Genomic DNA, 13,438 nt, shown 5'->3' on the forward strand with positions numbered 1-13,438 from the left:
TGCTTACAACATTGTTCGCACGCTGGGGAGTTGGGCCTGACCAAGGCGCAGGCGCAGCGGCCCGAACCAGCGGTCACGCGGGTCGATCACCAGCGTGTCGCCCTCCTCGGTGGCGAGCAGCGGCCGGTGAAGCTCGCGGCTGGCCATGTCGACCCCGTGCGCCTTGACGCCGAACACTCGTCCGTCATGGGCGAAGGCCAGCGCGGCCCTGCCATCCTGGCTGAGCAGTACGGTTCGCAAGCGTAACGGGCCATATTCTTCGGTGAGGCGCGTGGTCACTTCGGCGCTGGTCAACGGCCCGCGCCGGCCAAGCCCCATCGCCCGGGCAATTGCAGCCAGCGCCAGCACGCCGATCAGCGAGCCGATCAGCAGCAGCGGTTTCATGCGGCGAAGCGCTCCACAGTCTCAAGCATCGCCGCGCCATACCGCTCCAGCTTGGCGGCGCCCACGCCTTGCACCCGGGAAAGGTCGTGGAGGCTGGCCGGACGCGCGGCGGCGATTTCGCGCAGGGTGCTGTCGTGGAAGATGACGTAGGGCGGTACGCCCTGCGCGGTGGCGAGCGAGCGGCGGGTCTCGCGAAGGGCGTCGAACAACGGGTCGGCCGGCCCATCGTCAGCGCGACTTCGGCGGCGCTTGCCCTTGGTGTCCGTCGGGACGGCGATGCTGACGCTCGCCTCGCCCTTGAGGATGGCGCGCGCGCCCGGGCCGAAGCTCAGGCCGCCGTAAGCATCGGCTCGCAGCGCGTCGCGGGCGACGAGGGCGCGCGCGACATGCCGGACTAGCGGTAACTCCTCGGCCGTGCCAATGCCGAACACCGACAGGCGGTGATGGCCGTTGGCGTGGACCTTGTCGGTCTCCTTGCCAGCCAGCACGTCAACGAGATGGCCGACGCCGAACCGCATTTCCGTCCGGAAGGCGGCGGACAGCAGCTTGCGGGCGACCTCGGTCACGTCGATCTGGGCGGGCGGCTCCAGGCAGTTGTCGCAATTGCCGCAGGTCTCGGGCGGATCCTCGCCGAAGTGGCGAAGCAGCACGGCGCGGCGGCAGCCGGGGGTCTCCACCAATGCGGCGAGCGCGTTCAACCGCTCGCGCTCCGCCTCGCGCCGGTCGGGCGGGCACTCCTCCTCAAGCCTCTGGCGGGCTAGGGCGAAGTCGGCGGCGGACCAGAACAGCCATGCCTCGGCCGGATCGCCGTCCCGCCCGGCGCGGCCGGTCTCCTGATAATAAGCCTCGATCGACTTGGGCGTGGAAACGTGCGCGACGGTGCGGACGTCCGGCTTGTCGATGCCCATGCCGAAGGCGATCGTCGCCGCCATCACCATGTCCTCGGACGCGACGAAGTCGTGCTGGTTGCGCTGGCGGACCTTTGGATCGAGGCCTGCGTGATAGGCTCGGGCCGGGCGACCGTTGCCGCTGAGCGCCGCCGCGGTCTTCTCGGCCTTGTCGCGGCTGGGCGTGTAGACGATCGCGGGGCCCGGACGATCGCGGAGTAGCTGCTCCAGTTGTCGCCCGGCCTGTTCCCGCGGGCGGATGACGTAGCGGATGTTGGGCCGGTCGAAGCCGGCCACGATCAGCCCGTCCTCGGGCAAGCCGAGCTGCTGGAGGATGTCGGCGCGGGTCCGCCGGTCGGCGGTGGCGGTCAACGCCAGCCGCGGCACTTGCGGAAAGGCGCTCAGCAGGCCCTTGAGCATCCGGTAGTCGGGCCGAAAGTCGTGGCCCCACTCGCTCACGCAATGCGCTTCGTCGATGGCGATCAGCGCCAGGTCGAGCCGCTCGACCATGCGCCCGAAGTGATCGGTTGTCGCCCGTTCCGGCGCGACATACAGCAGGTCGAGTTCGCCGCTGAGCGCCCGTTCGGTCACGGTCTGCCGGTCGTCGGCGCTGGTCAGGGAGGCCGCGCGGATGCCCAGCGCGTCGGCCGAGCGGATCTGGTCGTGCATCAGGGCGATCAACGGCGAGATGACCAGCGCCATGCCCGGCCGTGCCAGCGCCGGAAGCTGGTAGCAGAGCGACTTGCCGGCGCCGGTCGGCATTACCGCCAGCGTATTCTCGCCCGCCAGCACGCGTGACACGACCTGCTCCTGCACCCCCCTGAAGGAGTCGAAGCCGAACACGGATTTGAGCAATTGGTGCGGGTCGGTCACCGGGCCGCTCTCACCACAAGCGGCCCGGTTCGCAAGATGCTTACTTCTCGCCGCCCGTGTTGTTCAGACCATAATAGGTCAGGTACGGGTTGATGTCGGGATCGCGGCCGGCGAACGCCTTGTACATGGCGGCATAGTCCTGCGTGTTACCGCGGCTGAGGACCATGTCGCGGAAGCGCTGGCCATTGGCGCGGGTCAGGCCGCCATTGGCCTGGAACCAGGCGAAGGCATCCTGTCCCAGCATCCGGGTCCAGGGATAGGCGTAGTAGCCGGCCGAATAGCCGTTGGCCCAGATGTGCAGGAAGTAGTTGGACCGGTAACGCGGCGGCACGTCGGCGACGTCGAAGCCGCTCTTGCCCAGGGCATTGGCCTCGAACTGGTCGACGTTCTGCGGACCGGCATTGGCGGGCAGCGAATGCCAGTCGAGGTCAAGCCGGGCGGCCTCCAGCACCTCGCCATTGTCATAGCCCTGGTTGAAGGTGCGGGCTTCCTTGATCTTGCCGATCAGCTCGGCCGGGATCACCTGCCCGGTCTGATAATGGACGGCATAATTGGGCAGGATCTTGGGATCGAGCGCCCAATTCTCGTTGAACTGGCTGGGGAACTCGACAAAGTCGCGGGCGACGTTGGTGCCGGACAGGGTCGGGTAGGTCTGTGCCGCGAACAGGCCATGCAGGGCGTGGCCGAACTCGTGGAACATGGTGGTCACGTCGTCGAAGCTGATCAGCGCGGGCTGGCCCGGAGCCGGCTTGGTGAAGTTCTCGACATTGTAGATGACCGGCTTGGTCCCACGCAGATAACTCTGGTTGACCAGGTTCGACATCCACGCGCCGCCATTCTTGTTGTCCCGCTTCCAGAAATCGAAATACATCAGGCCGAGCTGCTGGCCGTTGGCGTCGGTCACCTCGTAGGTGACCATGTCCGGGTTCCAGGTCGGCAGGTCGGTGCGCTTCTTGAAGGTCAGCCCGTAGAGCTGGTTCGCGGCGTAGAAGACGCCCTTTTCCAGCACGCGGTTGATCTCGAAGTAAGGCTTGAGCTGGTCGTTATCGAGCGCATAGCGCTGCTTGCGGATCTGCTCGGCATAGAAGTTCCAGTCGGCCGGCGTGACCGGCGCGGTGGCGCCCTGTTGCCGGGCGAGCGCGCGGATATCCGCGGCTTCCTGCTTCTGCTTGGCATTGGTCGCGGGGGCGAGCCGCTCGAGGAAGCTGACGGCCGTCTGGCGGTTCTTCGCCATCTGATCGTAGAGCGCGTAGTCGGCCCAGTTCGAGTAGCCGAACAGCGCCGCCTTTCGCGCACGCAGCTGGGCAATCTGTTGGATCAGCGGCCGGGTATCGTTGGCGTCGCCATGGGCGGCGCGATTGATGCTCGCCTCATAAAGCTTCTGGCGGGTCGCGTGACTGGTCAGGCTCGCAAGGGCGGGCTGCTGGGTCGTGTTCTGCAGCTGCAGCACATAGCCGGCAAGGCCGCGCGCCTTGGCGGCCTCGGCCGCAGCGGCGATCTGCGCGTCGCTGAGCCCCGCCAGCTCGGCCTTGTCGGTGACGTGCAAGGCGCCGGCTTTGGCGGCGTTCAGCAGCTTCTGCGTGAAGCTGGTCTGCAGCGTCGACAGCTGCGTGTTCATGACCTTGAGCTGCGCCTGCTTGGCGGCGGGAAGCTCGGCGCCGGCATGAACCATCTGGTTGTAGTAGACGTCCAGCAGCTTGGCCTGCTCGGCGTTGAGGCCCAGAGTCGATTGGCGGTCGTGCAGGTTCTTGACCCGGGCGAAGAGCTTGGCGTTGAGGTTGATGAAGTCGTTGTGCTGGGCCAGCAGCGGGCTGGTCTTCGTGTCGACGGCCTGAAGCGTGTCGTTGGTGTTGGCGCCGTTCACCGCCGAAAAGGCGAGATTGACCCGCTCCAACAGCTGGCCCGACCGCTCCATGGCGACAATCGTGTTGTCGAAGGTCGGCTTGGCCGGGTTGTTGGCGATCGCCGTTACTTCGCGCTTCTGCTGCGCCATGCCGGCCAGGATCGCGGGCAGGTAATCGCTGTCCTTGATCCGGCTGAAGTCCGGCGCCTGCAGCGGCAGCGTGCTTGCCCGGGCGAAGGGGTTGGAGGCAGCCAACGTCGCCGACGCGGCCGGAGCGGCGCGCCTGGCGGGCGCGGCGGCACCGGCCGCGGGGATGACGGCGATTGCAGCAGTAGCGAGAAGAAGCTTACGGATCATGGACTTACCTGCATCCTTTGAAAACATGCGGGCAGGTCTAGCGCGCTCGAGCCTTTCACAAAACTGAATTATGAACGAGACTGCTGGATCGCCCCTCGGCGAACCCTCAGACAATCATGAAGACGGTACCGAGCCGGCCTTGATCCTTGATCGCGGCGAGCTGTTCCGGCGTCTGCTGCTCGTCGAAGGTCATGCCGCAGTCATGCTCGCCAGACCAGGCGACCTGGCCCAGCACTTCGATGTCACCGATCTTCAGGAGGATCTGCTTGCCGTCCGCAGGCAGGGACCGGCCCGACAGCTTGGCGCCCTTCAGGCCAAGATCGCTGATCGCGACCGATCGTGATCCGCCCAGCGTGGTGGCCGACCCGGCCAGTGTAACCCGCTCCCGCAGCACCTTGCGCTTGCCACCGGGAACGTCGACGCGCTTACCGAAACCCTGCATCATCATACTCCATGATGCCCCTCGCTTGGGCGTGGGTAAGGATGCATTCGTCAACGAAATGTCAGCAGGGATGGCTTGCAGGCCGTTCACCAAACCGCCTTCCGTGCCGACTATTCGGCGGCCTGCTCCAGCTCCCGCTCCTGCGCCTGGCGCGCCCACAGCTCGGCATAAAGCCCCTGGCGGCGGAGCAGTTCGGCATGGGTGCCGCGCTCGGCGACTCGGCCTTGATCCAGCACGATGATCTGGTCGGCGCCCACCACGGTCGACAGGCGGTGGGCGATGGTGATGGTGGTGCGGTTGCGCGCGACATCGCCGAGCGTGTCCTGGATCGCCTCTTCCGTGCGGCTGTCGAGAGCGCTGGTCGCCTCATCCAGGATCAGGATCGGCGGATCCTTGAGCAGAGTGCGGGCAATGGCCACGCGCTGCTTCTCTCCGCCCGACAGCTTCAGGCCGCGCTCACCGACCATCGCCTGATAGCCGTCGGGCAAGGCAGCGATGAACTGGTCGATCGACGCGCCCTTCGCGGCACCTTCGATCTCTTCCTGGCTCGCGCCGTCGCGGCCGTAGCCGATGTTGTAGCCGATGGTGTCGTTGAACAGCACCGTGTCCTGCGGGACGATTCCGATCGCCGCGCGCAGGCTGGCCTGGGTCACGTCCGCAATGTCCTGACCGTCGATCAGGATTCGGCCGCCCTGCGGGTCGTAGAAGCGGTAGAGCAGGCGGGCGAGCGTCGACTTGCCCGCGCCCGAAGGGCCGACCACCGCCAGCGTGGTGCCGGGCGGCACCGTGAAGCTCACCCCTTCGAGGATCGTGCGTTCGGGGTCGTAGCCGAAGCGCACATGCTCGAACCGCAGCTCCCCGCGGGGTACTTTGAGCGCCGGTGCTCCCGGCTTGTCGGTGATCTCGGCGGCGGTGTCCGTGAGGTCGAACATGGCCTCCATGTCGATCAGCCCCTGGCGGATCGAGCGGTACACCCAGCCGAGCATGTCGAGCGGCCGGAAAAGCTGCAGCAGCAGGCTGTTGACCAGCACCACGTCGCCTGGGGTGAACTTGCCCTGGCTCCAGCCCCAGACGGTCAGCGCCATCGCGCCGGCCATCATGCCATTGGTGATGAAGCTCTGCCCGATGTTGAGCCAGGCGAGACTGACCTCGTTGCGCACGGCGGCGCGGGTGAAGGTGCCGATCGCCTCGTCATAGCGGCGCGCCTCGCGGTCCTCCGCGCCGAAATATTTCACCGTCTCATAGTTCAGCAGGCTGTCGACCGCGCGCCCGATCGCCTTGTTGTCGACGTCGTTCATCTCGCGCTGCAGCTTGCTGCGCCATTCGGACACCCGGCGGGTGAAGGTGATGTAGATGGCAACAGTCACCAGCGTGGCGGCGACCAGCGTCAGTCCGAACTTGAAGTAGAAGATGAGGCTGGTTGCAACCAGCTCGATCACTGTTGGAGCGATGTTGAACAGCAGGAAATAAAGCATCATGTCGATGCTTTTGGTGCCGCGCTCGACAATCTTGGTCAGGCTGCCGGTGCGCCGCTCCAGATGAAACCGCAGCGACAGGTTGTGGACGTGCCGGAACACCCGCGCCGACAAGCGACGGGCGGCATTTTGACCCACCTTTTCGAACACGGCGTTGCGCAGATTATCGCTCAGCACCCCACCGAAACGGGCGAGCGTGTAGGCGGCGACGAGGGCCAGGACGATGCCGACGGCTTGCGCCGGGCCACTCATCCGGTCGATGATCGCCTTGTAGGTGAAGGGCATGGCGAACAGCACGCCTCGCCCCACCAAGACCAGCAGCACCGCAACAACCACGCGGACCTTGAGCTCGGTCTCGCCCTTGGGCCAGAGCATCGGCAGGAAGCGCCACAGCGTCTTGAAGCCCGCCGTCGGGCGGGTGGTCGTCTCGTTCGCTGTGGCCATCGGCACCAAGGTAGGAAGCTGCGCCCGGCCCTGCAATCATCCGGTGCCGAAACGAACGGAACTGCAAGTTAACTGCGCGGTTATGCAGCCAAGTTTCCCCTTGCGTGTCAGTGAGTTTGCATATGGGTCCCGTCGCTTACGTCATCGCCATCCTGGGCTGCGCCGACGGCTCGGCCGCCTGCACTCCCGTGGCGACCATGCCGACGCGGTTCGAAAGCCATGCGAGCTGCACCGCGGCGACCGGCGCGGCGCTGGCGCAGAGCACCGATTTCGACTTCCCGACGATTGTCGCCGAGTGCCGCAAGGCGGGAACCGTGCCGGCGGCTCAAAGGACGGAGCGACCGCTGCCGAGCGGCGTTGACCACCGCAACGGCTGAGCCATCCGGCTCGGCTGAAAGCGGAGCAAACCATGGCCGACACTTTCCAGCCCGAAGTTCATCCCAATGACCAGCTGCCCGGGCACGAGAGCGAACTCGAGCCCAAGCCGGAGTGGCAGCCGCGCTATCCGGGTTCTGGCCGGCTCAAGGACAAGGTGGCGATCGTCACTGGCGGCGACAGCGGCATCGGCCGTGCGGTCGCGGCCCTGTTCGCCCGCGAGGGCGCGGACGTCGCCATCCTCTACCTCAACGAGCATGACGATGCCGCGAAAACCCGCGACATCGTGGTCGCGGAGGGCCGCCGGGCTCTGACCATCCCAGGCGACCTCGGCGACAAGCAGTTCTGCGAAAAGGCGGTGCAGCAGGTCATTGACGCGTTCGGCAAGCTAGACGTGCTCGTCAACAACGCTGGCGAGCAGCATCACCAAGAAAATATTGAGGACATCTCGGAGGAGCAGCTCAAGCGCACCTTCCAGTCGAACATCTTTTCCATGTTCTTCCTCACGCAGGCGGCCCGGCCTCACCTCAAGTCGGGGGCGGCCATCGTCAACTGCACCTCGGAAACGATGTACAAGGGCGCGCCCATCCTGCTCGATTATAGCGCTACCAAGGGGGCCATCACGGCGTTCACCCGCAGCCTTGCCAAGAACCTCGTCGACAAGGGCATTCGTGTGAACGGCGTCGCGCCGGGACCGATCTGGACCCCGCTCAATCCCTTCGGCGGCCAGCCCAAGGAAAAAATCCCGGAATTCGGCAAGGATACGCCGATGGGACGCCCGGGGCAGCCCAATGAAGTGGCACCCGCCTTCTTGTTCCTGGCCTGCGAGGATTCAAGCTACATGACGGGTCAGGTCATTCACCCGGATGGCGGCAACACGACCAGCAGCTGACCCCACCACTGATATGGGAAAAAGTCCCAACGCATGGGGCTCCTGGCGCGGAACTGGGAGCGCCATTTCGCGCGCCTAACTGAAAAACAACGACTTTATGCGTTTGGCACGCTCCCTGCATTGTGTTTGCCGTGGCACCGATTGGGCGGTCGCCACCAGAAAGACAGGGAGTTACCAATGTTCGCTTCGTCGTCGTCCTTCCGCAGTGTCGCCGTCAGCCTGGCCGGCGCCTTCGTCACCGCCATGCTGTTTGTTTCGGCCGCCGTCGGCCCGATCCACCTCGCCTGAAGGGACGCCAAGTTGGAAAAGTTTCAGCTGAACCGTCGGGATGCCAAGTTGATGGGCGTGGGAGCGGGGATCGCGGACGCGACCGGCGTCGACCCGCTCGTCGTCCGCCTCGGTCTGGTACTCGCGGTGCTGGTCACCGGCCCGATTGCGGTCATCCTCTACTTCGTCGCCGCCTGGCTCGCCTCCGACCGTTGAGGCGAGCCACCGCGCGTTTTGGCCATTGCCTGGGCTGATCTGACCGTTACACTGACCCATGCCGATCGATGGAGGGACCATGCCCATCCTCTCGGCTTTGCTGCTTGCAATTTCCCCGCCTCTGCTGCCGCCTCACGCGGCGACCCTGATCGTCTACCGCGCTTATGCCGAGCCGATCCTGTTCGCACCCACGCTGCTGATTGACGGCAAGGAGTTCGGAACGCTCGGACAAAAGCGCCTGCTGGCCTTTGCGCTGCCGCCCGGGCCTCATCACCTGGAGATCGTCTGGCCGCACTTCGCGCTGCAGCGGTCGACCGATCTCGACATCGTGGCTGCACCGGACGGCAAGTCCTACGTGGAGCTTCAGGCCGCCGCGGGCTTCATGCGCCGCAAAGGTCAGTCCGCCCTTGTCGAGCAGGACCCGGCGACGGGCGCGGCGGCCATCGCCTGCTGCCACCCGCCGCGCTGATGGGAACAACCGAGCGGTTGGGGAATTGAAACGCCTCAGTAACGTCGACGGCCCCGCTGGGGGGCCAAACGCAAAACAGGGGTGAATTCCTATGAAGAAGCTTTCCGCACTGGCTGTCGCTGCCGGCCTGATGTCGCTCGCCGCGTGCAACAACAACACGCCGCAGGAGCGTGCCGCCGACAACATCGAGGCGAACGCCGAGAACACGGCCGATAACCTCGAGGACATGGCCGACAACGCCACCAGCGAGAACCGTGAAGACGCGCTCGAGAACAAGGCCGACAAGGTCCGTGAGCAGGGTGAGGAAAAGGCCGACGCGACCCGCACCAGTGCCGACATCGACGGCAACAGCGCCGATGACACCGTCTCGGGCAACAGCCAGAACAAGCGTTAATCTGCGAGAGCACGCAGGAGAAGGCGCTCACCCTCGCGGGTGAGCGCCCTTTTTTGTCAGGCCTTGGAGGGCGACCGGATGTGGCGGTTCACCTTAGCCGTCATCTCGAACATGGTCAGGCGCTTGTCGCCGACGATCTTGCCCAGCTTGTCGTCGGGCTCGATCTCACGGCCGTCGTCCTTCGCCTGCAGCTTATTCGCGCGGATATAGTCCCAGATCTTGCTGGTGACCTCGCCGCGCGCCATCGGGCCCTCGCCGACGATCGTTGCAAGCTCGGGGCTGACGTCGATCTTCTGGTGAACCGCGTCCGGGTTGGTGTCGTCGATTTCGACGTTCTTGGCCATCACGCTACTCCTCTCGGTCTGCCATGGCGGCAACCGGCGTGATCGGTTGGCGGTTCCGGCTGACGCGTCAGCATGGTCCCTTGGCCCGGTGGACGTCGCGGTTGGAGGGGCGTAGCGTTTCAACTGACACTTTGATCGACAGGAGCCTGTCCCATGCGCCGTCTGCTGCTTGCCGCCTTCCTCACGCTCGGTCTCAGCGCGCCGGCTAGCGCCGCCCTGCCGGTGGGCGCCAAGGCGCCCGACTTCACCACCACGGGCGCGCTGAACGGACGTGAATTCCGGCTGCACCTTGCCGACCAGCTCAAGAGCGGGCCGGTCGTGCTCTATTTCTATCCCAAGGCATTCACGGAAGGCTGCACCTTCGAAGCCAAGGCCTTCAGCGACGCGTCCGCCGATTTCCGGAAGGCCGGCGCGCGGGTGATCGGAATGAGCGCCGATGATTTGCCCACGCTCAAGCGCTTCAGCACCGAAGCGTGTCGAGGCAAGTTCCCGGTCGCGACAGCAAGCGCCGACGTGATCCGCGCCTATGACGTGAAGCTGCCGGTCGTCTCCATGACCAACCGCACCAGCTATGTAATCGCGAGAGACGGACGCATTGTCTTTGTCCATTCGGACCTGAGCTGGAAGGACCATGTCGCCAAGACGCTGGCGGCGGTCCGCGCGCTCCCCCGCTAAGCCTCAGCGTCCCAAGCGAAGCAGGCGCGCAAGCCAGCCTCGCCGTGGGGCGGGTTCCTGCTCTGCGACTGCGGCGGGTGGAGCTGCCTGCTCGGCCTCGCCCTGAAGCACGCGCTGGCGCAAGGTCGCTCCGGCGGGAGGGTTCGTGATGGCGTCAAGATCCTCGCGCGGGACCCAGGGCTTGACGGTCAGCGTGGCGAACTGCGGCTCGTTCGTCTTCGCCGCTTTCCTGGCAGCGGACGCGCGCGGGCGCTTGGCCTCGATCAGAGCGACGAAATCGGCGTTGACCCCCACTGCTCCGGCCACCAGCCGGCAGCCTGCCGGAAGCTGCCTGGAAGCGCGCTGAACCGCCTGCAGGAACAACGTGGAGCGAAGCCAGCAGCCGAGAACATATTCGACATAGCCACCAGGCGCACGGCCCTCCACGCCATCCCGACCATCGCGAAGGAAGTGGCGGTGCTTGTGGCCGATCAGCGCCGTGTTGAGCTCACCGAGGCCCGCTGCCGAGCAGTAGAATTCAACATCCTCTTCCTTGCCGACCCAGGCTGGAACGTCCTGGCTGCACTCCTCCAGCAATCCGTCGGCGCATGCCGTCGAGAAGGGGAAGGCCTCGTCCGAGTAGAGACCGAGCAGCAGCTCCGGCTCATGCAGTTGGCCGGCTTCGAACACCAGGTCGGGTGGATTGGTGAGACCCAGGGTGATGGCGGTGACCGGCGGACCTTCCCATTCAGCCAGGATCGGCAGCAGGTCATCCCACCCGTCGATCGTGACCTGGTCGGCGCTGGTCGCCTTGCACAGCGATGCCAGCGAGCCTTCGAAGGGGGCAAGCTCTTCGCGCAGCATGGCCTCCGTCGCTGCCGCATTACCGGCGGACAGGAGGTTGGCGATCCGGTTGCAGAAACCGCGCTCTCCCTCCTCCTCGAGGAAGGTCAGCTGAAGCGGGTGCGGCTCGGCCGGCTCGCGGTAGGAGCGGACTCCACTGGCATGCGCATCGGGGATGAAAACGTGCTGCGGGTGCCCCCGATACATGTTCATGCTTCAAGCTCCGCAGGCGGCCGAAGCCGCAGAACACCGTAGCCATAGGCAACATCGGTTAAGCAAAGGTGAGAGCTGGCTTTTCAGCCCGGGGCACCTGTTCGGCCCTGATGGGTTGAAGCACTCCGCTGTGGTAGCATCATGTGACGAACGAGAACCAGGGAGCAATGTCATGGCCAAGGGTCAGATGAAGTCGAACAAGGAAGCGCGGAAACCCAAGAAGGAAAAGCCAAAGACGATCGCGGCCAATCCTTCGAGCAAGGGCAGCAGCGGCGGACTTGGCAACGGCTAAGGCGGGAGGCGCTCCGGCGCAGCTGCGAATCCTGGTCGACGCGGACGCCTGCCCGGTCAAGGACGAGGTGTACAAGGTGGCGTGGCGGCGCGGCGTGCCGGTCAGCGTGGTCAGCAACATGCGGCTGCGGGTGCCGGAGCATCCGCTGATCGCGCGGGTCGTGGTCAGCGACGCGTTCGACGCCGCCGACGACTGGATCGCGAAGGAGGCTGGTCCGCGCAGCGTAGTGGTTACCGGCGACATTCTGCTGGCCGAGCGTTGCCTGAAGGCGGGCGCGACGGTGCTTGGCCACAACGGCAAGCCCTTCACCAACGCCGGCATCGGAGCCGCCATCGCCACCCGCGCGATCATGGCCGACCTGCGGGCCGGCGCCGGCGGCGAGGGCATCGGCGGATCCCGTCCGTTCGCCAGCGCCGACCGCTCCCGCTTCCTCCAGGCGCTCGACGAGACGCTGGTGCGGCTGGCGCGAGCATGAGCGATCCGTTCGACCTCCAGCGGTTCGTGGACGCGCAGGCGGGCGGGGTGTTCGAGCGGGCGCTGGGCGAGATCAGGGCCGGGCGGAAGGAGAGCCACTGGATGTGGTTCATCTTCCCCCAGCACCGCGACCTTGGACGCAGCCCGACGGCCAAACATTATGGACTGTCAGGACCCGGGGAGGCGCGGGCCTATCTGGCGCATTCGCTGCTTGGGCCACGCTACCGCGAAGCAGTGGCGGCGGTGAGCGAGCAGCTCGCGGCCGGGCGCAGCCTGGAGGCGATCTTCGGACAGCTCGACGCGATGAAGTACCGCTCCTCGCTCGAGATCTTCGGGCTCTAGGCCGGCAGCGCTGAGCCGACGGGGCCGACGGGCGCTTCCTCTCCGCGCGAATAGGTGCCGATCAGGACCCCCGCGGCGAGGACGTGGCCGGTGAGGTGCTCGACGAGGTCGGAGCGGCCGGGGCTGGAGTCCGGCTCGGGCGCGTCGGGGCCGAGCGCGAGTAGCTGGAAGACGTAGTCGTGCGAGCCGTGGCCGGTCGGCGGATCGGGCGGGAGCCAGCCTTCGGACAGGTAGCTGTTCCGGCCGACGTCCTTGCCGTCCGCGCCGGCGCCATCAGCACGGATCGCGCCTTCCGCGAGATGATCGAGCGCGGGGTCGATCGAGGCGACGATGGCGTGGACCAGCGGGCGCGGGGCGGGGGCGTCCGGGTCCTCGACGATCAGCGCCAGCCGGGCGGTCCCTTGCGGAACGCCGCGCCAGTGGAGCGGCGGGGAGACGCCGTCGCCATCGGCGGTGAAGCGCTCCGGCAGACGGGCGCCGGAGGCGAAGGCCGGGCTCATCAGGTCGAGCGAGGGCACGTCGGCCAGCCCGAGGCGGGCGAGGGTGAGCTTGTCATGGCCGGCGCGGACGTTGCCGAGCGCGGCCCCGAGCCAGTGGGGAATATTCTCCAGCATGCGCCAGCAACGCGCCGGCGGGCGGCGGGATGCAGGTCACGAAGTTTCCGCGGGAGCGCAGGACCGGAGTGACCCGGAAACCGGCGCCTTCCGCTCTAGAAACTGCCCTCCCGAGGGTCACGGCGAAATTGCCAGTCCGTGACCCGCACGGGCGGCGTGGCGAGGATATCGGTCCACAGCAGGTCGAACAGCCCGCCCGCCTCGCGCCGGCGCAGGCGATGCGCGCTTTCGCGGCTCATCCCCGCGGCGCGCGCGGCCGCCTCGACGCAGCGGCGGCGGGCGAGGTGGGAGAGGAACAGGCACTGACGCTCTGGCGTCCAGCGCGGCGGCGAGGGGTCGCTCAT

Annotated in this window: 17 protein-coding genes; 8 read left to right on the forward strand and 9 right to left on the reverse strand. The window is 66.4% G+C overall.

Features of this window, described 5'->3' with window-relative positions:
* Nucleotides 1-3 precede the first annotated feature (3 nt).
* The 5 genes from M8312_RS10725 to M8312_RS10745 form a co-directional block, all read right to left on the reverse strand.
* Nucleotides 4-384, reverse strand: a complete 381-nt coding sequence (locus tag M8312_RS10725) for a hypothetical protein (protein ID WP_250117683.1) — start codon at nucleotides 382-384, stop codon at nucleotides 4-6.
* On the reverse strand, nucleotides 381-2,144 hold the full coding sequence (gene recQ / locus M8312_RS10730; protein ID WP_250117684.1) for a DNA helicase RecQ: 1,764 nt from the start codon (nucleotides 2,142-2,144) through the stop codon (nucleotides 381-383). Before recQ ends, M8312_RS10725 begins: the two co-directional genes overlap by 4 nt.
* Nucleotides 2,145-2,184: 40 nt before the next feature.
* A complete protein-coding gene (locus tag M8312_RS10735; protein ID WP_250117685.1) occupies nucleotides 2,185-4,344 on the reverse strand; it encodes a M3 family metallopeptidase in 2,160 nt (719 codons plus the stop codon).
* A 106-nt stretch (nucleotides 4,345-4,450) separates the two neighbouring features.
* Nucleotides 4,451-4,792, reverse strand: coding sequence for a hypothetical protein (locus tag M8312_RS10740; RefSeq protein ID WP_250117686.1), 342 nt, complete (start codon nucleotides 4,790-4,792; stop codon nucleotides 4,451-4,453).
* A 104-nt stretch (nucleotides 4,793-4,896) separates the two neighbouring features.
* The gene (locus tag M8312_RS10745; protein ID WP_250117687.1) at nucleotides 4,897-6,705 is read right to left on the reverse strand and encodes an ABCB family ABC transporter ATP-binding protein/permease; all 1,809 of its coding nucleotides are present in this window, start codon (nucleotides 6,703-6,705) and stop codon (nucleotides 4,897-4,899) included.
* 110 nt (nucleotides 6,706-6,815) lie between these two features.
* Here M8312_RS10745 and M8312_RS10750 point away from each other — a divergent pair, with 110 nt between their 5' ends.
* From M8312_RS10750 to M8312_RS10770, 5 genes are all read left to right on the forward strand, one after another.
* Nucleotides 6,816-7,082, forward strand: coding sequence for a hypothetical protein (locus M8312_RS10750; RefSeq protein ID WP_250117688.1), 267 nt, complete (start codon nucleotides 6,816-6,818; stop codon nucleotides 7,080-7,082).
* A gap of 32 nt (nucleotides 7,083-7,114) precedes the next feature.
* Complete coding sequence (locus M8312_RS10755; protein ID WP_250117689.1) at nucleotides 7,115-7,972, forward strand: SDR family oxidoreductase; 858 nt, start codon at nucleotides 7,115-7,117, stop codon at nucleotides 7,970-7,972.
* Nucleotides 7,973-8,272: 300 nt separating this feature from the next.
* Nucleotides 8,273-8,455, forward strand: a complete 183-nt coding sequence (locus tag M8312_RS10760; protein ID WP_250117690.1) for a PspC domain-containing protein — start codon at nucleotides 8,273-8,275, stop codon at nucleotides 8,453-8,455.
* 79 nt (nucleotides 8,456-8,534) lie between these two features.
* Nucleotides 8,535-8,924 (forward strand): hypothetical protein, encoded by a 390-nt coding sequence (locus M8312_RS10765; protein ID WP_250117691.1) that lies wholly within the window; start codon nucleotides 8,535-8,537, stop codon nucleotides 8,922-8,924.
* A gap of 91 nt (nucleotides 8,925-9,015) precedes the next feature.
* Nucleotides 9,016-9,318 carry a hypothetical protein gene (locus tag M8312_RS10770; RefSeq protein ID WP_250117692.1) on the forward strand — a complete coding sequence of 101 codons (303 nt, stop codon included), beginning with the start codon at nucleotides 9,016-9,018 and terminating at the stop codon, nucleotides 9,316-9,318.
* A gap of 56 nt (nucleotides 9,319-9,374) precedes the next feature.
* On the opposite strand, the gene M8312_RS10775 is transcribed toward M8312_RS10770, so the two are convergent.
* Nucleotides 9,375-9,662 (reverse strand): SWIB/MDM2 domain-containing protein, encoded by a 288-nt coding sequence (locus tag M8312_RS10775; RefSeq protein ID WP_250117693.1) that lies wholly within the window; start codon nucleotides 9,660-9,662, stop codon nucleotides 9,375-9,377.
* A 153-nt stretch (nucleotides 9,663-9,815) separates the two neighbouring features.
* On the opposite strand from M8312_RS10775, the gene M8312_RS10780 reads away from it, so the two are divergent.
* Nucleotides 9,816-10,337, forward strand: coding sequence for a peroxiredoxin (locus M8312_RS10780; protein WP_250117694.1), 522 nt, complete (start codon nucleotides 9,816-9,818; stop codon nucleotides 10,335-10,337).
* 3 nt (nucleotides 10,338-10,340) lie between these two features.
* Here the strand turns inward: M8312_RS10780 and M8312_RS10785 are convergent, their stop codons facing one another.
* Entirely contained in the window at nucleotides 10,341-11,372 is a 1,032-nt protein-coding gene (locus M8312_RS10785) for a hypothetical protein (RefSeq protein WP_250117695.1), read from the reverse strand.
* Between the two features lie 314 nt (nucleotides 11,373-11,686).
* Here M8312_RS10785 and M8312_RS10790 point away from each other — a divergent pair, with 314 nt between their 5' ends.
* Together M8312_RS10790 and M8312_RS10795 are read left to right on the forward strand one after the other, a co-directional pair.
* Nucleotides 11,687-12,139, forward strand: coding sequence for a YaiI/YqxD family protein (locus M8312_RS10790; protein ID WP_250119773.1), 453 nt, complete (start codon nucleotides 11,687-11,689; stop codon nucleotides 12,137-12,139).
* Entirely contained in the window at nucleotides 12,136-12,480 is a 345-nt protein-coding gene (locus M8312_RS10795) for a DUF1810 domain-containing protein (protein WP_250117696.1), read from the forward strand. The genes M8312_RS10790 and M8312_RS10795 overlap by 4 nt, the downstream gene beginning before the upstream one ends.
* On the opposite strand, the gene M8312_RS10800 is transcribed toward M8312_RS10795, so the two are convergent.
* Both M8312_RS10800 and M8312_RS10805 read right to left on the reverse strand, forming a co-directional pair.
* Complete coding sequence (locus M8312_RS10800; protein ID WP_250117697.1) at nucleotides 12,477-13,094, reverse strand: YbhB/YbcL family Raf kinase inhibitor-like protein; 618 nt, start codon at nucleotides 13,092-13,094, stop codon at nucleotides 12,477-12,479. The two genes, M8312_RS10795 and M8312_RS10800, sit on opposite strands and share 4 nt — an antisense overlap.
* 95 nt (nucleotides 13,095-13,189) lie before the next feature.
* Nucleotides 13,190-13,438: a LysR family transcriptional regulator gene (locus tag M8312_RS10805; RefSeq protein WP_250117698.1), complete on the reverse strand. Its 249-nt coding sequence runs from the start codon at nucleotides 13,436-13,438 to the stop codon at nucleotides 13,190-13,192.

Origin of the sequence: Sphingomonas sp. KRR8, from assembly GCF_023559245.1 — a bacterium.
Lineage (GTDB): Bacteria > Pseudomonadota > Alphaproteobacteria > Sphingomonadales > Sphingomonadaceae > Sphingomicrobium.